Origin of the sequence: Gemmatimonas sp. (assembly GCF_036405635.1) — a bacterium.
Taxonomy (GTDB): Bacteria; Gemmatimonadota; Gemmatimonadetes; order Gemmatimonadales; family Gemmatimonadaceae; genus Gemmatimonas.
On record NZ_DASWXE010000234.1, the window covers coordinates 1 to 19,002 of the forward strand.

Consider the following 19,002-nt stretch of genomic DNA (forward strand, 5'->3'; position numbering starts at 1 on the left):
CGCACGAGACCTGCGTGCTGCCGCGGCCGCGCCGCTGGCCCGCCGATTTCCGGCGCGCTGGCTCGACGAGCACGCGGTGTTGCCGCTCGATGTGCAGGAGGGAGTCGCACGCGTGGCGGGCACTGGTGCACTGTCGCCAGCGGTGCGCGATGTGCTGGCGCGTCATCTCGATGCCGACATCGAGGTGGTGCCACACGAGGCGGCAGAGATCCGTGCAGCGCTGCTCGCTGCGCCACGGGAAGTTGACCAGGTGGAGTCGGTGTCCACGGGCGAGCCAGACGCTGCCGCCGATGATCTGCGGGCGATGGCGAGTCGCGAGCCCGTGGTGCAGGTCGTCAACGCGCTGTTGGCGGAGGCGGCGCGTGCTGGGGCGAGCGATCTGCACCTCGAGAGCACGGCCGACGGCGTGCGGGTGCGTATGCGTCTCGATGGCGTGCTGCACGATGTGCAACGACTCGGCCGTGATTTCCGGGCCGCAGTGATTTCCCGCATCAAGGTGCTGGCGGAACTCGACATCGCCGAACGCCGGCTGCCACAGGACGGTCGGGTGCGTGTGCGCGCCGGCGAACAGTGGCTCGATGTGCGTGTGTCCACGCTGCCCGCACTGCATGGTGAGAGCGTGGTACTGCGCCTGCTGGATGCCGGTGGTCATGACACCGCGCCGCGTTCGCTCGAGAGCCTCGGCATGCATCCGTCGCTGCTGGTGCCCTGGCGTGCCCTCGTCGCGCGCAATGCCGGCCTGCTCCTGGTGAGCGGACCGACAGGCTCGGGCAAGACGACATCGCTGCATGCATCCCTGCAGGAACGCAGCACGCCCGATGTGAAGGTGGTGTCGGTGGAAGACCCGGTGGAGTACCGGTTGGAAAGCGTGGTGCAGTTGCCGGCCAATACACGCGCCGGTTTCGGGTTTCCGCAGGCGCTGCGTGCCATCCTGCGCCATGACCCCGACGTGATTCTTGTGGGCGAAATGCGCGATGCCGAAACGGCCGAAATCGCCGTGCGCGCTGCGCTCACCGGACACCTCGTACTCAGCACTGTGCACACCACCGACGCGGTGGGCGCGGTGGCGCGACTGCTCGATATGGGCGTGCCGCCCTATCTGCTCACCGGCACGTTGCAGGGTGTGCTCGCTCAGCGACTCGTGCGGCGGGTGTGTGCGTCCTGTGGCGCGTGGCGTGCGGCCTCTGACGACGAGCGTCGCGCGATGGGTCATCGTCACGGTGCCATCGAACGGGTGTTTGCCGGTGGTGGCTGCAGCGCCTGTGCGCAGACGGGCTATCGGGGGCGCATGGCGATTGCCGAGCTGTTGTCGGTATCCGATCGGATGCGCGAAGCCATCGCGCAGGGCGCGACGTCGCGCGCGTTGCACGACATCGCGCAGCAGGAAGGGATGCCGTCGCTGTTCGACGACGGTGTGCGCGCCGTGCGCGACGGACACACCACGCCGGACGAAGTGCTGCGCGTTGTGAATCAGGTACACGCGGACCTCCCGGCATGAGTGGCGGGGCGCGCTGGCACTATCGCGCAGCCGATACGGCGGGCCGGGAGCACGAAGGCGACCTGACGGCGACGAGCGCCGACGATGCGCTCGCGCAACTGCGCGCACGAACGCTATGGGTGATCGACTTGCGCCCGCAGACGGCGGGTGGAGCCATCGCGCCGGGCGCCGTATCGATGACCGACGGATCAATCGGACCGCGCACGATGACCGGTGAGCGCAGTCTGCAGCACACGCTCTCGGCCTGGTGGTCGCGGGTCAGTGGACGCGACGCCGAGGTGCTGGCCACGTTGGTGCGGGGCATGGCCACGCTGCTCGCGGCGGGAGTGCCGGTGGACAAGGCGTTGGCACACGCCGACGCAATCGGTGATGGCGGAGGAGATGCACGCTGGCGCGGCGCGTTCGCCCGGATTCGAAACCGTGTGCGCGGCGGCGAGCCGCTCTCCGCTGCGCTGGCGGCTGAGCCAGATTTGCCGAGCATCATGGCACCGACTGCGGCAGCGGCGGAGGCGACCGGTTCGCTGGCGTCGGCGTTCGAGGGGCTGGCCGAGTATCTGGAGCGTGGCGCGGAATTGCGGGCACGCGTGCGAGGCGCGCTCACCTACCCCGCGCTGCTGGCCGCTTCGTCGATCGTGGCCACGCTGGTGATCGTACTGGTCGTGGTGCCACGCTTTGCATCACTGCTCACCGACACCGGCGCTGAGCTCCCCGCCAGCACGAGAGTGTTGGTGGCAGTGAGTGCGCTTGTGGGCCGCTGGTGGTGGCTGATGCTGGCCGCCGCGGTGCTTGCGGTCGTTGCGATGCGACAGTCGCTGCAAAGTGCCGACGGGCGCCGGCGCTGGCATGCCTGGCGGCTCACCGTACCGGTGGCGGGTGAGGCCGAACGGCAACTGGATATCGCCCGGTACCTGCGCACACTGGCGCTGGCGCTGGGCTCCGGTGTGAGCTTGCTGCGCGCGATGGCGCTGGCGCGGGCCACAGTGCAAAACGTGGCGCTGGCCGATGCACTCGAACCGGCTGAACGCGATGTGCGCGACGGGCAGCCGTTGGCGCGAGCGGTGGGCGTGCATCTGCCACCGTTGTCGCGTCAGTTGCTGGAGACCGGCGAGGCGGCGGGAGCACTGGCTCCGCTGGCGGCGCGCGCAGCCACCGCATCGGAGCAGGAAGCGCAGCGCACGATCGGCCGCGTGGTGTCTCTGCTGGAGCCGCTGCTCATATTGGGCCTTGGCGGACTCGTCGGTTTTGTGGCATTGGCCCTGCTGCAGGCGATCTATGGCCTGAACAGCGGTGTGCTGTAGGCCAAAAGACCAATGCCCTCGCGTTTTGTGGCATCATTTCATGCACAGTGTGACGCACACTGTGACACCGAGCGGGGAAATTTGCCCTGACGCAGACGACCTTTGCATCAATGTGATCTGCGACTGATTTGCTCGATGACCTGACGCCGCTCCAGTCGTCCTCTCAGCGTAGGAGCAGACTGTCACTTCTGTGACACATCTCATTGACAGACGCTCCGGAAAGTTGAGTTATGGATACGGTGAGGTGTCGGTTGTCGTGGCAACATGCACGATGGAGTGCGTGGCGCGCCGACTGCCTCACGAGCGCCCTACGTCCCTGGTCCGCCTCCATGGCATCGAGCGATACCGAGTCATCCGCGAACGTCACGCCCTCTGCAGACGATCGCGACCTGACGACTGCGCACAGTCGTCGCCGTTTCTTCGCCCTTGGTGCGTCGGCTGCGGCCGGACTCGCACTCGGTACCACCGCGGAAGCCCAGCGGCCGGTCGGTCGCCCTCAGCCACTCCCCGCTGGCAACACGCCGGGCACCGATCCGTCGGCGCAGTGGAATGATCCGCTGCTTCGGCTGGTGCGACGTGTGACGATGGGTCTCGCGCCGGCCGATGTCGCCCTCGCGCGGCAGCTCGGGTACAACGGGTACCTGAACTACCAGCTGCGACCCGCCGCCATGGACGATTCCGTGCTCGAGTCGCAGATCGCCTCGCGACTGCCCATGACGCAGATGTCCGCCGACATGCTGCGCACGTCGGACGGCGGTGAAGTGGTGGCTCAGTTGGCCGATGCGGCCTGGTATCGCGCCGCCTTCTCCAAGGCGCAGCTGCGTGAACGCATGATCGACTTCTGGACCGATCACTTCACGATCAGCATCAACAAGGCCGGCTTCCTCAAGATGGTCGATGATCGTGAGGTCATTCGTCCGCACGCACTCGGCAAGTTCCCGGACCTGCTGAAGGCTTCGGCACACAGCGGCGCGATGCTGTTCTATCTCGATCAGAACTCCAGCCGCACGCCAACGCCGAACCAGAACTACGCGCGCGAGATCATGGAGCTGCACACGGTGGGCGTGGACGGTGGCTATTCGCAGAACGACGTCGCCGAACTGTCGCGCATCCTCACCGGCTGGAGCATGACCAACGCGGGCGTCTTCCGCTTTATCCGGTCGTACCATGACCGGAACGCGAAGACGTTCCTGGGTCGCACGTTCCCGGCGATGCCCACCACCGCGACCGATGCCCAGATGGAAGCCGAGGGCGACCTGGCCATCCAGATGCTGCTCGACCATCCGGCCACGGCCAAGTACATCTCGTGGAAGATGGCGCGTTGGCTGCTGGCCTATGAGCCCCCGGCTGCCGTGGTCGACGCCACGGCGGCGGTGTTCACGCGCACGGGCGGTGACATCCCCTCGATGATCCGCACCATCCTGAGCAGCAAGAACCTCATGGCGGCGCCGGCCAAGTACAAGCGGCCGTTCCACTATGCGATCTCTGGCCTCCGCGCGCTCGGCGCCGATCTCACCACGGTGCCCAATATCCGCTCGGTTCGCACGCGCGCTGATCAGATGGGCATGCCGCTGTACCAGTGGGAACAACCCAACGGCTATCCCGACCGTGTCGATTGGTGGAGTGGCCTGGTGATCACGCGCTGGTCGTATGCGCAGGCGCTTTCGGTGCTGAACAGCACCACTGCGGCCCGTGTCGACTCGATGGTGTTCCGCGCTCCGGATTCGGCCGAGGGGGTGGTGACGCAGATCGGCGCCCGCTTCTTCGGTGGTGAGTTCCCGACAAGTCTGCGTGCGTCACTGCTCTCGTACCTCAAGGGCGGTACCTATAACGACGCCCGCGTGCGCGAAACGCTGTCCCTCGCGCTTTCCGCGCAGGAGTTCCAGTGGTACTGACGCCTGCCCCACTCTTCACCCGGAATCACAACCGATGAGCGACCATCACCATCACGGGTGCAACGAGTACGAATCACTCGCCCGTCGTGACTTCCTCAGCGTTGCCGGCAGTGTTGGCGTCACCGCGCTGCTGCCCTTCTGGCTCCCCAAGGTGGTGCTCGCCCAGAGCGCCAACTCTTCGCGGGACGTCATCGTCTCGATCTTCCTGAGCGGTGGCACGGACGGTATGTCGTTGGTCGTCCCGTTCGGCGATCCCGACTACTACACGGGCCGTCCGACCATCGCGATTCCACGTCCCGATGCGGCAGGCACTGGTGCGAAAGCGGTAGCGCTCGACGACTTCTTCGGCTTCTCGCCCGGCATGGCACCGCTGATGCCGGCGTATACGGCCGGTGACCTGCTCGTGGCACATGCGACGGGCTCAGTGGACAACTCGCGCTCACACTTCGACGCCCAGCGGTACATCGAGGTAGGCAAGCCGAAGGATGCGCGTGTGACGGGTGGCTGGCTTGGCCGTCATCTGGCCACGTCCACGCCGTTGCGGGCCGATGCCCCGCTGCGCGCGCTCGGCCTCACGTCGGGGCTGCCGCAGACGCTGGTGGGTGGCCCCAAGACGCTGCCCATTCCCAACCCCGCCAACTTCACCATCGGCGGCAGTGGCACCACGGCCACCGCACGCACCCAGTGGCTGGCGCAGAACTACGGCCCCACCACCGACCCCGTCTCCGACAACGCCCTCGATTCGACGAACACGATCGCGCTATTGCAGCGCATCAACTTCTCGGGATACACGGCGTCGAACGGTGCGGCGTACCCCACGTCCGGCTTTGGCCAGGCACTTCGCTCCGCCGCCGCGCTGATCAAGGCGGATGTGGGTGTCGAAGCGATCCACGCCTTCAACGGCGGCTGGGACACGCATGCCACGCAGGGACCGCTGGCCACGCTGGATGGTGGCTTCATGCACAACAAGATGCTTGACCTGTCGCGCGCCCTCGCGGCGTTCCATGCCGACGTGATCCAGGGTTCGGCAGCAACGGGCGTCACGGTGGTGATCATCTCCGAGTTCGGCCGGAACGCGCGCGAGAACGGCACGCGTGGCACCGATCACGGCCGCGGTAACGTGGCGTTTGCCATGGGCCGCAAGATCAATGGTGGCCGGGTGCTCACCAACGGCTGGCCCGGACTGGCTCGCGAAAACCTCGAGTCGGGTCAGGATCTTCGCGTCACACTCGACCACCGCGACATTCTCGCGGAAGTCGTGCAGAACCGCTTGGGCAACACGAACCTGTCGGTTGTTTTCCCCGACTTCACGCCTCGCTTCCGTGGCGTAACCAAGCCCTGACGCGCGTTCGCGTCGGTGTTGCCTACAAAGGGCCGTGCGACACTCACCTGTCGCACGGCCCTTTGTGTTTGCGTTCATGCCCGCATGATGTCAGCGTCGCCGCGCTTCCGGTTGACCGCCCGGATGCCACACCGGTTTATCTCCATCTGCCAGCAGGCGCACCGCGCGCGCCGTCGCCGCAATCACCTGCGTCATGTGTTCCACATCGATGACGGAGGGTTCGTCCTTTGGCGAGTGATACGGCGTGATCAGGTTGTACGACGACAGGGAATGCGCCGGAATGCCGATACGCGCGAACGCGGCATTGTCGCTGCGCGTGAAAAAGCTCTGACCGGGACGTGGATCCGGCACAAGCGGAATGCCATTGTCGGCGAGGAGATCACCCAGCGTGGAGCGCTCATAGCCGGTCAGCCAGGCCTTGCCCTTGCCACCGGCCAGCGAATCCGCGTTGCCGATCATCTCGATGTTGAGATCGACCACGGTCTTGTCGAGTGGCTTGAGCGGATGCCGCAGATACCACTGCGTGCCGAAGCCGCCCACCTCTTCACCGGTGATGGCCACGAACAGGATGGTGCGCTTGGGGCGCGGACCACTGCGCAACGCCTTGGCGATTTCGATGAGCGCGATGTTGCCTGAGGCATCGTCATCGGCGCCATTGTTGATGGAATCTCCGTCCACTGGCGCCCGCATGCCGATGTGATCGTAGTGCGCGGTCACGAGCACCACTTCATCACGCAGCACCGGATCACTGCCCACGATCATGCCGGCAATGTTCTGCGTGCGCAGGCGTTGATCGGGGGGCAGCGCGTTCCATTGTGCCCATGACTCCACCGGCGCCGGACGTTCACGCCCCGCCACCTGGTTGGGTCCTTCGGCCTTGCGCAGCGGGATGTGCTGCCGGTAGGTGCCCGAATCACCGGCCGGCACGAGCCCGGCGGCCTTGTACGCGCCCTCGAGATAGCGTGCCGCGCGCTCCATGCCTCGTGAGCCGGTGAAGCGGCCTTCCATGGAATCCGCGGCAAGAATGCCGATGCCGCGACGCACGGACGCCGCATCGATGCGATCCACATAGGTCGCCGCCGCCGCACGACTCGCCGCCGACGCGGCGCGCGGAGTGGCCTCGGCAACCATCGCGAGCCACTGCCGGTTGCCGCTCACGGCCAGGCGCGAGATGCGATGCAGGTGCGCGAAGCCCACGTCACCCAGTGACTGCCAGGTGCTCACGGCGGCGCCGCTCCCCCGCGTCCACTTGAGCAGCCTGGTGTCCTGCCCCACCAGGAGTGTGGTGCTGTCCAGCCACGCCACATCTTCGCTGCCCGTGGGCAACTCTACCAGAGGCGTGATCTGCCGCGAGTTGGGATCGAGACGCATCACGCGCCACGGCGTACTGCCCTTTTGCACGAAGCTCACCGCATTGGTGCCGGGAATACGGTGCAGCGAACGCCCGATATCGCGAGCGAGCACCTCGCCGGTGCCCCGCCCATGGTGGGCGAGCTGCAGCGTGGCCGGTGTGCCCAGCACGAACAATGCCCAGGTGGAGTCGTTGGGCTGCGCGAAGTAGCCGACGGGTTTGACGTCGGGAAACAGCACGCGGGCCTCACTGCCATCGAGCGGCAGTTGCCAGAGGCGCTGCGTGGAATCGGCTTCCACGCGAATGACGGTGATGGCCTTGCCGTCAGTCGTGGGCATGGCCGAGTACTCGCTCTCGGGGGCAGTGCGCCGTACGGGGAGAGAGAGACCCGTGGAGAGATCGAGGCGGTAGATGTCGGTGTGACCATCGCCGCGGTTCGAGGTGTAGAACACCGAGCGGCTATCGGCGGCGAAGGCGGGCTGATTGTCGTAGCCGGCCCGCCGCGTGAGGTTGGCCGGCACGCCGATGCGGGTCGTGTCGCCGCGCACAGTCAGCGGTACCAGATACACCTCGGCTTCTGGTGCGGGCGTGGAGGTGCGGGGTATGCCGGGTTGGGCGGTCAGGGGCGCGGCCACGATGGCTGCCGCCGCGGCGGCCGGCACCAGCAGTGACCGCATGCGGGCAGGCCGCTGCAGGCTCGCACTGGGAGCGACCACCGAGTCATTGGGCACATCGACCACGGTTGTGGACATGAGCGATATCGCAAAGAGGACGGAAGTGATGGCAAGTGGTTTAAGGTACGGCGCAGACGTTGCGGGGACAGGGCTGCCGGAACTAGGCTCCGCCCCATGATCCAGCTGATGAGTGATTTGATGGGTCGCGCGAACGGCTTGGCGCCGCGTGGAGCCAGAGCACGAGCGCTGTGGCCGGTGCTTTGCGTGGTGACGGCTCTGTCGGCCTGCCGCGACAAACCCATGGACCCCGATGTGCAGCCACCGCACGCGCGCATTGCGTCGCTGAGCGTGAGTCCCGCGTCGGTGAACCTGCAGGCCGGTCAGGAGCGCGGGCTGGAAGTGGTGGCACGCGACAGCGTCGGACAGCTCATCCCGAACCCTGCGATACGCTGGGCCAGCAGTAACATCACCATCGCCACCATCACTGCAGAAGGGGCGGTGCGTGGTGTGGCCCCCGGCACCGCGCAGCTCATCGTGTCGGCCACCACCGGATCAGTGTCGGCGACGGTGCCGGTGACGGTGAGTGCGGCGACGCCCGGCCTCTCCCAGTGGCGCGCGGCACGTGCCGGTGTGACCGATGTGACATTCCTCGGCATCTGGGATGATGGTGCAGGCAGCACCTATGCCGTGGGGCAGAACGGTGGACTTCTTCGCTCGCGCAACGACGGTCCGTGGGAACTGGTGCCACTCGGACACACCGAAACGATCGTCAGCGTCTGGGGTTCAGCACCCACGGATGTCTGGCTGGTGGGCACCGGTGGCCTCGTCATGCGCGGCGACGGCACCACGTTCCGTCGCGTCACCAGCAACGTGACGGGGACGCTGCTCGAGGTGTGGGGGCTGTCATCGAACGAGATCTATTTCACCGGCGACCGTGGCACGATCCTCAAGTGGAATGGTGCGACGATCGAACCGATGGTGAGTGGTGTGACCGACGAACTGTGGGGCATCTGGGGCGCGAGCAGCAATGCGATCTATGCGGCGGGCAACAACGGCACGTTGCTGCGCTACGACGGCATCAGCTGGCGACGCATGGCCTCCCCCGATGGCATGCCGTACTTCGATGTGTGGGGCACCAGTGCGAACAATGTGTTCGCAGTGGGCGTGAACGGCTCGATCGTGCGTTATGACGGATCGGGGTGGACGGCGATGACCACGCCGGGTGCGGCCAATCTGTTTGCCATTCGCGGGCGCGCTTTCAACGATGTGTACGCGGTCGGCAACAATGGCGCGACGTACCATTTCGATGGCACCGTCTGGCGCGCGCTGTCGATTGGCAACGGGCAGAACCTCCGCGCGATCACGCAGCGTGGCAACGGCGACATGCGCATTGCCGGATGGTACGGGACCGTGGTGCGCCTGCGCGGTCCTGGCCTGCTGGCCACGGCCACGACGGAGTTGACGGATCCGCCATTGCTCGCGGGTTGGGGCGCCACGGGCGGTGCGACATTCGCGGTGGGACTTGGCGGCACCGTGTTCCGTCGTCAGGGACAGTCGTGGGCGCTCGAACCCGTGCCACCGGCGCATGACCTCTACGGCATCAGCGGGAACGGACCCTCGGATATCGTGGCGGTAGGCGACACCGGTTCCATCCTGCGCTACAACGGCGGTACATGGAGCAAGGACGCTCCACCCACCCTGGTGGTGCTGCGTGGTGTGTGGAGCGGCAGTGGGCAGCACGTCATCGTGGGCGAGCGCGGTTCGATCTTCCGTTCCAATGGTGCGGGCTGGAGTCCGCAGGCCAGTGGCACACAGCGGTTCCTGCGCGCAGTGTGGGGTCCCGATGCCAACGATCTGTTTGCCGTGGGTGACTCGGGCACCGTGCTGCACTTCGACGGCGGGCGCTGGACACCCATGACGGTTCCCACGACGAGTCGTCTGCGCGCCGTGTGGGGCACCAGTCGCACCGATGTGTTTGCGGTGGGCGATTCCGGCACGGCTCTGCGGTACGACGGCGTCACATGGCGCGCGCTGACCAAGCCCACCGCGCGTGATCTCCGGGCGCTGTGGGGACGCAGTGGCACCGAAGTGTATGCGGCCGGTGATAGCGGCACCGTGCTGCGGTACGACGGCGGCGCATGGCGTACGCTCACAACGCCCATGCGTCATCTCGTCTACGCGCTCTTCGGCGTGCCGGGCGAAGATGCCGTGGCTGCGGTTGGTGACGGGGGACGGATCTGGGAGGGGCGGCCGTAACCGCCCCCGATTACGCGTGCCTTACGAGCGCAGCGCGTTCACGATGTGTGCCACATGATGATCGCCATGCCAGGCATACAACGCGAGCATCTGATCCACCGTCATGCGGCCGTTCTCGGGATGATAGAACGAGCGGCCGAACTGGTCTTCGGTCATGCCGCGCATCGTGGCCACCCAGCGCTCGTGCACCGCGGTGAGCATGGCCAGCGAGACCTGCGGTGATACCGTGCGCACATCCGCCAGCTCCACCCATGCATCCTGATCGTAGGGCTTGATGGTGGGCTCGTGCTCAGTGAGGGCCAGCTTGAGCCGGATGTACGCGTTGAGATGACTGTCCGCGACATGGTGCACGAGCTGCCGAATGGTCCACCCTTCCTGACGGTACGGCATGTCGAACTGGGCCTCACTGATGCCCTGCAGTGCGGCAGTCAGGCCCGACGGCAGGGCCGCAATGCGCGCGACATGCTCCGCGCGCGCGTCCGCACTGATGGTCGGCTGCCGTTCGAAACGTCCGATCGGGTAGCGATGGGCGTCGGTGTCGGAGGGGGCGTTGGTCATCGGTGGCTCGGTTCGGTGACGGGCGACCGGTTGCTCCCACGAGCGTGCACGGTCGATGAAAGGTGACGGCGCTACCCTCTAAGCTGTCGTCGTGTCTTCCGCACGGCCAGCGCCGACCATAGCATAGGGCATTCACCGTCCATCCCGGTGCGACGCGTTCCGTCCCCGCGGATTCCCCACCGCCCGCCCTGGCCGATGCCCATGCGCCCGCTCGTTCTTTCGCTCGCTGCCATCTCGCTCGTTGCCTGCGGTGGTGGCGGTGCCCGATCCACCGGAAGCGACGCATCCGCCATTCGTGGCGCCATCGGTGGCGGCGCGCGTCCCAGTGCCGCGGCCGCACAGGCGCAGCCCGCGGCTGCGGCCGGTGCATGGACGTCGCTCTTCGACGGACAGACCATCAGCGGCTGGCACAACTACAAGACGCCCGGTGCGCCGGTGGCCGGCTGGAGCGCCGTGAACGGCGAACTCGTTCGCACGGGCCCGGGCGGTGACCTCACCACCGACAAGCAGTACACCAACTTCGAGTTCGAGCTCGAGTGGAAAGTGGAGTCGGGTGGCAACAGCGGCATCATCTATCGCATCGACCCGGCATCCGAGGTGTCCTACACCAGCGGCCCCGAGATGCAGATCCTCGACGATACCAAGCACCCCGACGGCAAGAACCCGCTCACGTCGGCGGGTGCCAACTATGCGCTGCATGCGCCGCCGGCCGGCATCGTGAAGCCCGTGGGCGAGTGGAACGCGGTCCGCCTCATCGTGAACGGCAATCATGTCGAACACTGGCTCAATGGCACGAAGGCCGTGGAATACGAGCTGGGGTCACCCGACTGGGAGACACGCCGTCAGGCCAGCAAGTTCGCCACGTGGACCGGTTACGGCCGCGCGGCGCGCGGGTACATCGCGCTGCAGGATCACGGAGACCGTGTGTACTTCCGCAATGTCCGCATCAAGGAGCTGCCGTAATGGGCACACGCGGCAAGCTGTCGATCATGATGTTCCTCCAGTACTTCGTCTGGGGGTCGTGGTTCGTCACCATGGGCACGTACCTCGGCCAGACGCGTGGCTTCGCCGACACCAACATCGGCGCGGCGTACGGCGCAACGGCGATCGCGGCCATCGTCTCGCCGTTCTTCATCGGCATCGTGGCCGATCGCTTCTTTGCCAGCGAAAAACTGCTCGCCATCCTGCACCTCGTGGGTGGTGTGTTGATGTACTTCATGGCACAGCAGACGGAGTGGCCGGGTTTCTATGCCCTGTTGCTCGCGTATGCGTTTTGCTACATGCCCACGCTGTCGCTCACCAACTCCATCTCTTTCCATCACATCACCGACGCCTCACGCGACTTTCCCATCGTGCGCGTGCTGGGTACCATCGGCTGGATCGTGGCCGGCGTCGTGGTGGGTAAGGTGCTCAAGGCCGACGCACTGAACACACCGATGCTGTTGTCGGCCGGTGGATCCATCGCGCTCGGGCTGTATGCGCTTGCCCTGCCGCACACGCCACCCAAGGCCGCGGGTGCGCCGTTCAGCTTGCGTGACGCGATTGGTCTCGATGCCCTGCAGCTGCTGCGGCATCGGGACTTCGTGATCTTCGTGCTGGGGTCGTTCTTCCTCTGCATCCCCCTGCAGTTCTACTACGCCTTCGCCAATCCGTACCTCAACGAGATCGGCGCTCCGGAACCCGCGTTCATCCAGACGTTCGGGCAGATGAGCGAAATTGGCTTCATGCTGCTCCTGCCGTTCGCGCTGCGTTCGCTGGGTATCAAGTGGATCATGCTGGTGGGCATGCTGGCCTGGGCGCTGCGCTATTTCGCTTTTGGCTACGGCGCGAGTGGCCCGGTGATGCCGCTCGTGTACCTTGGCATTCTGCTGCACGGCGTCTGCTACGACTTCTTCTTCGTGGCCGGCCAGATCTACACCGATGAACGGGCCGGTCCCAAGGTGCGCGCAGCCGCGCAGGGCTTTCTCAATCTCGTTACCAACGGCGTCGGCTACTTCGTGGGCGCCGCGGTGTCGGGCAGTGTGGTGAGTCGCAACGCGCTGCCGGAAGCCAGCGGCTTGCTCAAGCACGATTGGCTCGCGGTGTGGCAGTACGCCGCGTACTTCGCGCTCATCGTGTTCGTGGTGTTCCTGGTCCTCTTCCGTCCCGCCCGCTCCACCGATTCCGCGGCACGGGCGTCGGCGGCATGACCGACGCAACCTCTGTGGCGCGCGCGGGAGGCAGCAGCGCGCGCCGTGTGCTGGTGGAAGCCTGCTGCGACTCCGTGCCCACGGCCGTGGCCGCAGCGGGCTTTGGGTCTGATCGCATCGAGCTGTGCGGCCCCGGCGATGGCGGCACGACACCCTCCGCAGGCCTCATGGCCCGCTGCCGTGATGCCGTGCAGGCGCCCATTCACGTGATGATCCGGCCGCACACCCACAGCTTCGTGTACGACGAGGACGATATCGCGGTCATGCTGCGCGATATCGAAACCGCGCGGGCGTTGGGCATGGACGGCATCGTGATGGGTCCGCTGCGGGCCGATGGCCACATCCAGCGCGAACAGCTGCAGGTGCTGGTGTCAGCCGCCGGCTCCATGCGCACCGCCTTTCACCGCGCCTTCGATCGTACACCAGACGCCATGGAGTCGCTGGCGCTACTCATGGAGCACGGGGTGGGACTGGTACTCACCTCCGGTCATGCCGCAACAGCCTTTGCCGGCGCCCGCGTGCTGCGCGACATGCGCGCACTGGCCGGTGAACGCCTGGTCATCCTCGCTGGCGGTGGAGTTCGTGGTGACAACGTGCGCGATCTCGTTGCTGGCAGTGGCGTGGCAGAAGTGCATGCACGGTCCACCGACCCCACCATCGTGCGGGATGTGATTCAGGCACTCGAGGCGTGACGACGGTGCGGGTAGCCCCGCCTCGCGCACGAACCGTGAGCGCGCTGCTGCTCTCGACCGTATTGGCCACCACATCGCTTGCGGCTCAACAGGCTGGCAATGTGGGAGAATCGAGATACGGCCTCGTTCCGAGACCCGCTTCGCTCACGCCTCGCACCGGTCAGTTCACGCTGACCCGCACCACACGCCTCCATGTGGCACCGGTCTTTCGTGACGTCGCTAGGCGATTTGCGCGCGACGTCGCAGACCCGCTGGGCTTCGAGCCCTCGATCGATGCCGGCACCACGGCACCCACAGGCATCGTGCTGTCGTACCGCACGGGAATACCCGCCGAAGGCTACCACCTCGACGTGTCATCCTCACGCGTGCTGATCCAAGCCAGCACGCCGGCCGGCGCCTTCTACGCGCTCGAAACACTCAAGCAACTCCTGCCCTCCGATATCTATCGCAAGGCGCCAATCGCTGATGCGCGATGGACCGTGCCAGCAGTACGCATCGAAGACGCACCGCGTTTTGCCTGGCGCGGCGCACATCTCGACGGCGCGCGCCACTTCATGCCCAAGGAGTTCGTCCGCAAGTACATCGACCTGCTGGCGCGCCACAAGCTCAATCGCTTTCACTGGCACCTCACCGACGACCAGGGCTGGCGCCTCGAAGTGAAGCAGTACCCGCGACTCACCGAAATCGCTTCATGTCGCGAGGCCACGCTGGTGGGGCCGTACGTCACAGACCCTGCCAAGCGCATTTTCGACGGCCGACGTCACTGCGGTTTCTACACGCAGGACGATGTGCGCGAGATCGTGGCATACGCCGCGGAGCGCATGATCACCGTCATCCCTGAAATCGAGATGCCGGGGCATGTGCAGGCGGCCATCACCGCGTACCCGCACCTGTCCAGCCGTCCCGACACCAATCCGGGCGTGATGCAGGTGTGGGGTGTCAGTGATTTCGTGCTCATCCCATCCGACAGCTCGGTCGCGTTCATGCAGGGTGTGCTGCGCGAGGTGCTCACGCTGTTCCCGTCACCATGGATTCACATCGGCGGTGACGAGGCCGACAAGAAGCAGTGGAAAGACAGCCCCGCCATTCAGGCGCGCATCAAGTCGCTCGGGCTCGAGGACGAACACGAGATGCAGAGCTGGTTCATCCGACAGATGGACACCTTCCTGAGCAAGCAGGGACGTCGCCTCATCGGGTGGGATGAAATTCTCGAAGGTGGTCTGGCCGAGCAGGCCACGGTGATGAGCTGGCGTGGTACGGCGGGTGGCGTGGCAGCCGCGAAAGCGGGTCACGATGTGGTGATGGCCCCCGCCGGCTACACCTATTTCGACCATCTGCAATCGCGCGACCGCAGCAAGGAACCACTGTCCATTGGCGGCTTCACCCCGCTCGATTCGGCCTATGCCTTCGAGCCCGTGCCGGCAGAGCTCACGCCGGAGCAGGCCAAGCATGTCCTTGGCGCGCAGGGCCAATTGTGGAGTGAGTACATCCCGAACACGAAGCACGCCGAGTACATGGCGTTTCCGCGGTTGTCCGCGCTTGCCGAAGTGGTGTGGACACCCAGGGAGCGTCGCAACTTCAGCGAATTTCTCCAACGGCTGCCAGCGCATCTCAAGCGATTGGATGCGCTGGACGTGAACTACCGCCGACCGTAGATCGTTCGCCTGTACTATGGCCGCCAGGTGCCCTGCGCGACCTGCGGCACGAACTTGTCGACACCGCGCTCGCTGTACTCCAGCGTCTTGCCCAGCTCCGCACTCTTGTAGGCGTGCATGAGCATGCGCACCACATCGAGTCCATCATGGAAGGTGAGCAGCGGTTTCTCCTTGCCAAGGAAGGCTCGCACGAAGTGGCGATCTTCCGCCTCGTAGCCGTAGGCAATGGCTTCGTTCACCACCACAGGCATCTGGCCGATCTCGGCATTCTGCTTCTCGACAATGTCTTCGCCCGACTTGCCCTTCACGGCACGCGAGAAGAACAGGTCGAGACCACTTTCCAGCGTATTCCAGCGCATCGAATACTCGGGGCCCAGCAACTCGGCGCTGAGCCGCAGTCCGGGCCCGACAAAGCTCCAGCTCGTGGTCGCTTCGCCAATGGCCACACGCCCCTCGGGCGTCTCGAACTCGATGGTGACGCTGGCGAAGTCTTCGCTGGGGGTCTTGGTGTAGTCCACACCGCTCGACTTCTTGAGCTGCGCCGCGTACTCCTTGCGCGACCACTTGAGCGATGCGATGCGTCCGGTCACTCGCTTCACGGTCAGCGACGACAACGGCTTGCCCGGCGGTGTGAGCAACTGTCGCACGACCAGCGCGGAGTGGCACATCATATCGTTGAGCACACCACCACCCTGCTGCGCGCCATTCCAGAACCATGGCGCATGTGGCCCGCCATGCTCTTCGGCGGCGCGCGCCAGATACGGGGCACCCGTGGTGGATGCACCGCGGCGCCACAACAGATCGTGCCCCACCGCCACCTGCGGCGCGAAGTACTGATTTTCGAGGTAGCCGTGCATGATGCCCGCGCCCTCCACCAGCTTGAGCACCTGCTTGGCTTCTGCCACGTTGCGCGCCAGCGGCTTCTCGCAGGCGATGCCCTTGAGCGTGCCCTTGCCTGACTTCACCGCGTCGCAGATCTCCTCGACATTTTCGATGCGCGCCTGGTTGGGCCCGTTGAGCCAGATGGCATCGATGGCGGGATCGGCGACCATGTCGGTGATGGTCCTGTAGGCCTTGGCCTCACCCACGTCGAGCTCGCGCGCGTAGCGGGCGGCCGATGCGGCATTCTTCTGGTTTGGGCTCCACACGCCAAGCACGTCGGCATCGCGCACGAAGCGCAGCCCCTGCATGTGAAAGCGGGCGTTGAACCCCGAACCGACGAAGCCAATGCCGAGTCGTTGTGCAGTCATGATATGCGGGAGGAATGTCAGGTAGGTGCGCTGAAACTTACCACACGGACAGATCAGCGGCGATGGCGACGGGTCCTGTGTAGCCACCGCGTCGCACACCGGCACGGAGCTCGGCATCGGTGCCACCCATGCGTACGATGTGCGAAAGCACTACGAGCTTTGCTTTTGCCCGAGCGGCGAGCGCCCCTACTTCGCGATCGCTGGTGTGCACAGTGCGCATGTAGGCCGGCCATTGTTCACCGCCGGGCCGATTTTCCGGCACGAGCCGCACCTCGGGGTAAGTCTCATGCACGAGCACATCTGCATCGCGGGCAGCGGCCTCGAGTTCTGGACTCGGGCCTGTGTCGCCAGAGAGCACGACGGTGCGCGCCGATGTGCGGATCACGTAGGCAAATGCGTTGGGCCATGCACCGTGTGGCACATGAATGGCCGTCACCGTGAGTCCGGCGCTGTCGTACACCACACCGCCGGTCACTTCACGAACACGGGCACCGGGCGTGCGCGATAGCTGCTCCTGACCCGACACACGCACGTCCACGTCTTCCGACCACACGTCGATGATGCGCTCGGCCATGCGCGCGGTGCCAGGCGGACCGGTGAGTTGCTGCGGCACACGACGTCCCATGACCCACGATGTGAGCAGCACATCAGGGAGACCCAGTGTGTGATCGGAGTGGAGGTGCGTGAGAAACACGTGCGTGAAGCCGTCGATGGGCAAACCGGCCGCGGCCACGCGACGCATCACACCGGCGCCAGCATCGAACAGCAGCACCCGATTGCCCAGTACGAAAGCGTAGGCTGGCCCGGCCCGCTGCGGGTCGGGCACGGGCATGCCGGAGCCGAGCACAATGAGACAGCCCGCGTTGCGCTGCGCGTCAGTGCACAGTTGGCGGTTGTTGAAGCGACGCTGTGCGCTGACCTGCATAGGCAACAGAGTCAGCACCACGACCACCATCATCGCACGCCACATCACGTGCGCCACCTACCAGAGCCCGGCCTTGCCGCGCACCGATTCGATGAGCGCCTTGGGGTCGAAGCCAACACCCTGCTTGAACACCAACTCCACGTTGCGGATGGCCGTGATGTCCTGCGCCGGATTGCCCTCGAGCACCACGAGATCGGCGAGCTTACCGGCGACGAGTGAGCCGGTCACGTCTGCGCGGCCGAGGTAGGTCGCACCATTCAGCGTGGCAATGCGAATGGCTTCGAGCGGCGTGAAGCCCGCTTCCACCAGCAGCTCCACCGCACGCTGGTTGGAGAAGCCCGGCACAAGACCACCGCCACCGGTGGGATCGGTGCCCACGATCACCGTGCCGCCGGCTTTGGCAAAGGCTCGTTCCATCGCCATGCCCTTGGGGAATGACTTGAGATAGGGCGACTGCGTGTTGCGCTGCGCCGCTTCGTGGCGGCGCTGGTATTCGTCTCGCAGCTGTGGCAACAGCACATCGAGGCCACGCGGCAGCGGACGGCCCGGTGTGAAGGTCTCGAAGATGGTGAGTGTGCTGGTGACCGCCACCTTCCTGTCGATCAGGTACTTGAACAGCGCCTGCACCTCCGGGCTGTTCGGATCGAGCGCGGCCATCGTGTTCTGTGCGGCGCCGCCACGTCCCACACAGGTGTCGAGCGGCTTGTTCGGCACGAAGTCGTTCATGGCAAAGAACGCGTGCTCGAGATCATCGATGCCGGCATCGGCCGCTTCGCGATAGGTCACCGAGCACAAATGCCCCGTGATCTTGAGGCCGCGCTTGTGCACCGCGTCGGCGGCCACCTTGAGTGCAGCGCGCGAGATGTTCATGTACGCCTTGAACGACGTGGCGCCCAGATCTGCCCAGTACTCCACCAGCTTGCGGGCATCGGCCGTGTCGCGCAGAATCTGCACCTGGTTGAAGCCCATGCCCGGGCCTTCGAGATACGGCGCCGTGGCGTCGATCCAGGGTCCGGGCTTGTCCCCGCGGGCAATGGACTTGCCCACGAGAATCTCCGAGATGCCGTTCATGTTGCCGCCGGTGCGCATACTGGTCACGCCGCCGGCCAGGTAGAGCCGCGTGAAGCTCTCGGTGAGGTTCGCGTACGTGCCCGCGCCCACCGGGTAGTACAGGTGCTCGTGGACCATCACGAGACCGGGGATCACAGTTTTGCCGGCCAGGTCCATCGTCACCGCACCCGCCGGCACCGAAGCACTCGCCGCAGGGCCAATGGACGCAATACGCCCATCGCGAATGATCACCGTTTGCGCATCGCGCGCTGCGGCACCGGTGCCATCGATGACACGCACGTTGGTCAGTGCCACCACGGAGGTATCCACGCGCACATACGAGCGGGTGGACGGCCCCACCGGCGCGCG

At 65.8% G+C, this 19,002-nt stretch carries 14 protein-coding genes; 9 read left to right on the forward strand and 5 right to left on the reverse strand.

What is annotated here, in order from left to right:
* The 4 genes from VGE27_RS18410 to VGE27_RS18425 form a co-directional block, all read left to right on the forward strand.
* The coding region (locus VGE27_RS18410; RefSeq protein ID WP_331051145.1) for a GspE/PulE family protein at positions 1-1,498 on the forward strand (1,498 nt) is incomplete at its 5' end.
* Positions 1,495-2,796 (forward strand): type II secretion system F family protein, encoded by a 1,302-nt coding sequence (locus VGE27_RS18415; RefSeq protein ID WP_331051146.1) that lies wholly within the window; start codon positions 1,495-1,497, stop codon positions 2,794-2,796. The genes VGE27_RS18410 and VGE27_RS18415, both read left to right, overlap by 4 nt.
* Before the next feature lie 329 nt (positions 2,797-3,125).
* Entirely contained in the window at positions 3,126-4,691 is a 1,566-nt protein-coding gene (locus tag VGE27_RS18420; protein WP_331051147.1) for a DUF1800 domain-containing protein, read from the forward strand.
* 34 nt (positions 4,692-4,725) lie between these two features.
* A complete protein-coding gene (locus VGE27_RS18425) occupies positions 4,726-6,033 on the forward strand; it encodes a DUF1501 domain-containing protein (RefSeq protein ID WP_331051148.1) in 1,308 nt (435 codons plus the stop codon).
* 90 nt (positions 6,034-6,123) lie between these two features.
* Here VGE27_RS18425 and VGE27_RS18430 read toward each other — a convergent pair whose 3' ends face one another.
* A complete protein-coding gene (locus tag VGE27_RS18430) occupies positions 6,124-8,136 on the reverse strand; it encodes a M20/M25/M40 family metallo-hydrolase (RefSeq protein ID WP_331051149.1) in 2,013 nt (670 codons plus the stop codon).
* A gap of 108 nt (positions 8,137-8,244) precedes the next feature.
* On the opposite strand from VGE27_RS18430, the gene VGE27_RS18435 reads away from it, so the two are divergent.
* A complete protein-coding gene (locus VGE27_RS18435; protein ID WP_331051150.1) occupies positions 8,245-10,314 on the forward strand; it encodes an Ig-like domain-containing protein in 2,070 nt (689 codons plus the stop codon).
* A 21-nt stretch (positions 10,315-10,335) separates the two neighbouring features.
* Here the strand turns inward: VGE27_RS18435 and VGE27_RS18440 are convergent, their stop codons facing one another.
* Positions 10,336-10,872: a YfiT family bacillithiol transferase gene (locus tag VGE27_RS18440; protein ID WP_331051151.1), complete on the reverse strand. Its 537-nt coding sequence runs from the start codon at positions 10,870-10,872 to the stop codon at positions 10,336-10,338.
* 201 nt (positions 10,873-11,073) lie between these two features.
* Between VGE27_RS18440 and VGE27_RS18445 the strand changes: the two genes are divergently transcribed.
* Genes VGE27_RS18445 through VGE27_RS18460 form a run of 4 tightly spaced genes read left to right on the forward strand, consistent with a single transcriptional unit; the run spans position 11,074 to position 15,408 of the window.
* Complete coding sequence (locus tag VGE27_RS18445) at positions 11,074-11,835, forward strand: DUF1080 domain-containing protein (protein ID WP_331051152.1); 762 nt, start codon at positions 11,074-11,076, stop codon at positions 11,833-11,835.
* Positions 11,835-13,061 carry a nucleoside permease gene (locus VGE27_RS18450; RefSeq protein WP_331051153.1) on the forward strand — a complete coding sequence of 409 codons (1,227 nt, stop codon included), beginning with the start codon at positions 11,835-11,837 and terminating at the stop codon, positions 13,059-13,061. Before VGE27_RS18445 ends, VGE27_RS18450 begins: the two co-directional genes overlap by 1 nt.
* A complete protein-coding gene (locus VGE27_RS18455; protein ID WP_331051154.1) occupies positions 13,058-13,753 on the forward strand; it encodes a copper homeostasis protein CutC in 696 nt (231 codons plus the stop codon). Before VGE27_RS18450 ends, VGE27_RS18455 begins: the two co-directional genes overlap by 4 nt.
* 35 nt (positions 13,754-13,788) lie before the next feature.
* Positions 13,789-15,408 carry a beta-N-acetylhexosaminidase gene (locus tag VGE27_RS18460; protein WP_331051155.1) on the forward strand — a complete coding sequence of 540 codons (1,620 nt, stop codon included), beginning with the start codon at positions 13,789-13,791 and terminating at the stop codon, positions 15,406-15,408.
* Positions 15,409-15,422: 14 nt separating this feature from the next.
* Here VGE27_RS18460 and VGE27_RS18465 read toward each other — a convergent pair whose 3' ends face one another.
* The 3 genes from VGE27_RS18465 to VGE27_RS18475 form a co-directional block, all read right to left on the reverse strand.
* Positions 15,423-16,658, reverse strand: a complete 1,236-nt coding sequence (locus VGE27_RS18465; RefSeq protein ID WP_331051156.1) for a Gfo/Idh/MocA family oxidoreductase — start codon at positions 16,656-16,658, stop codon at positions 15,423-15,425.
* 37 nt (positions 16,659-16,695) lie between these two features.
* The gene (locus tag VGE27_RS18470) at positions 16,696-17,628 is read right to left on the reverse strand and encodes an MBL fold metallo-hydrolase (RefSeq protein ID WP_331051158.1); all 933 of its coding nucleotides are present in this window, start codon (positions 17,626-17,628) and stop codon (positions 16,696-16,698) included.
* Between the two features lie 12 nt (positions 17,629-17,640).
* A partial coding sequence (locus VGE27_RS18475; RefSeq protein WP_331051157.1) for an amidohydrolase family protein occupies positions 17,641-19,002 on the reverse strand: 1,362 nt, incomplete at its 5' end.

Excerpts from the sequence above, each read along its gene's own strand:
- VGE27_RS18435 (WP_331051150.1), top strand. The coding sequence starts at position 8,245 with ATGAGTGATTTGATGGGTCGCGCGAACGGCTTGGCGCCGCGTGGAGCC.
- VGE27_RS18415 (WP_331051146.1), top strand. The coding sequence starts at position 1,495 with ATGAGTGGCGGGGCGCGCTGGCACTATCGCGCAGCCGATACGGCGGGC.
- VGE27_RS18445 (WP_331051152.1), top strand. The coding sequence starts at position 11,074 with ATGCGCCCGCTCGTTCTTTCGCTCGCTGCCATCTCGCTCGTTGCCTGC.
- VGE27_RS18440 (WP_331051151.1), bottom strand. The coding sequence starts at position 10,872 with ATGACCAACGCCCCCTCCGACACCGACGCCCATCGCTACCCGATCGGA.
- VGE27_RS18470 (WP_331051158.1), bottom strand. The coding sequence starts at position 17,628 with ATGTGGCGTGCGATGATGGTGGTCGTGGTGCTGACTCTGTTGCCTATG.
- VGE27_RS18450 (WP_331051153.1), top strand. The coding sequence starts at position 11,835 with ATGGGCACACGCGGCAAGCTGTCGATCATGATGTTCCTCCAGTACTTC.
- VGE27_RS18425 (WP_331051148.1), top strand. The coding sequence starts at position 4,726 with ATGAGCGACCATCACCATCACGGGTGCAACGAGTACGAATCACTCGCC.
- VGE27_RS18465 (WP_331051156.1), bottom strand. The coding sequence starts at position 16,658 with ATGACTGCACAACGACTCGGCATTGGCTTCGTCGGTTCGGGGTTCAAC.
- VGE27_RS18455 (WP_331051154.1), top strand. The coding sequence starts at position 13,058 with ATGACCGACGCAACCTCTGTGGCGCGCGCGGGAGGCAGCAGCGCGCGC.
- VGE27_RS18420 (WP_331051147.1), top strand. The coding sequence starts at position 3,126 with ATGGCATCGAGCGATACCGAGTCATCCGCGAACGTCACGCCCTCTGCA.
- VGE27_RS18430 (WP_331051149.1), bottom strand. The coding sequence starts at position 8,136 with ATGTCCACAACCGTGGTCGATGTGCCCAATGACTCGGTGGTCGCTCCC.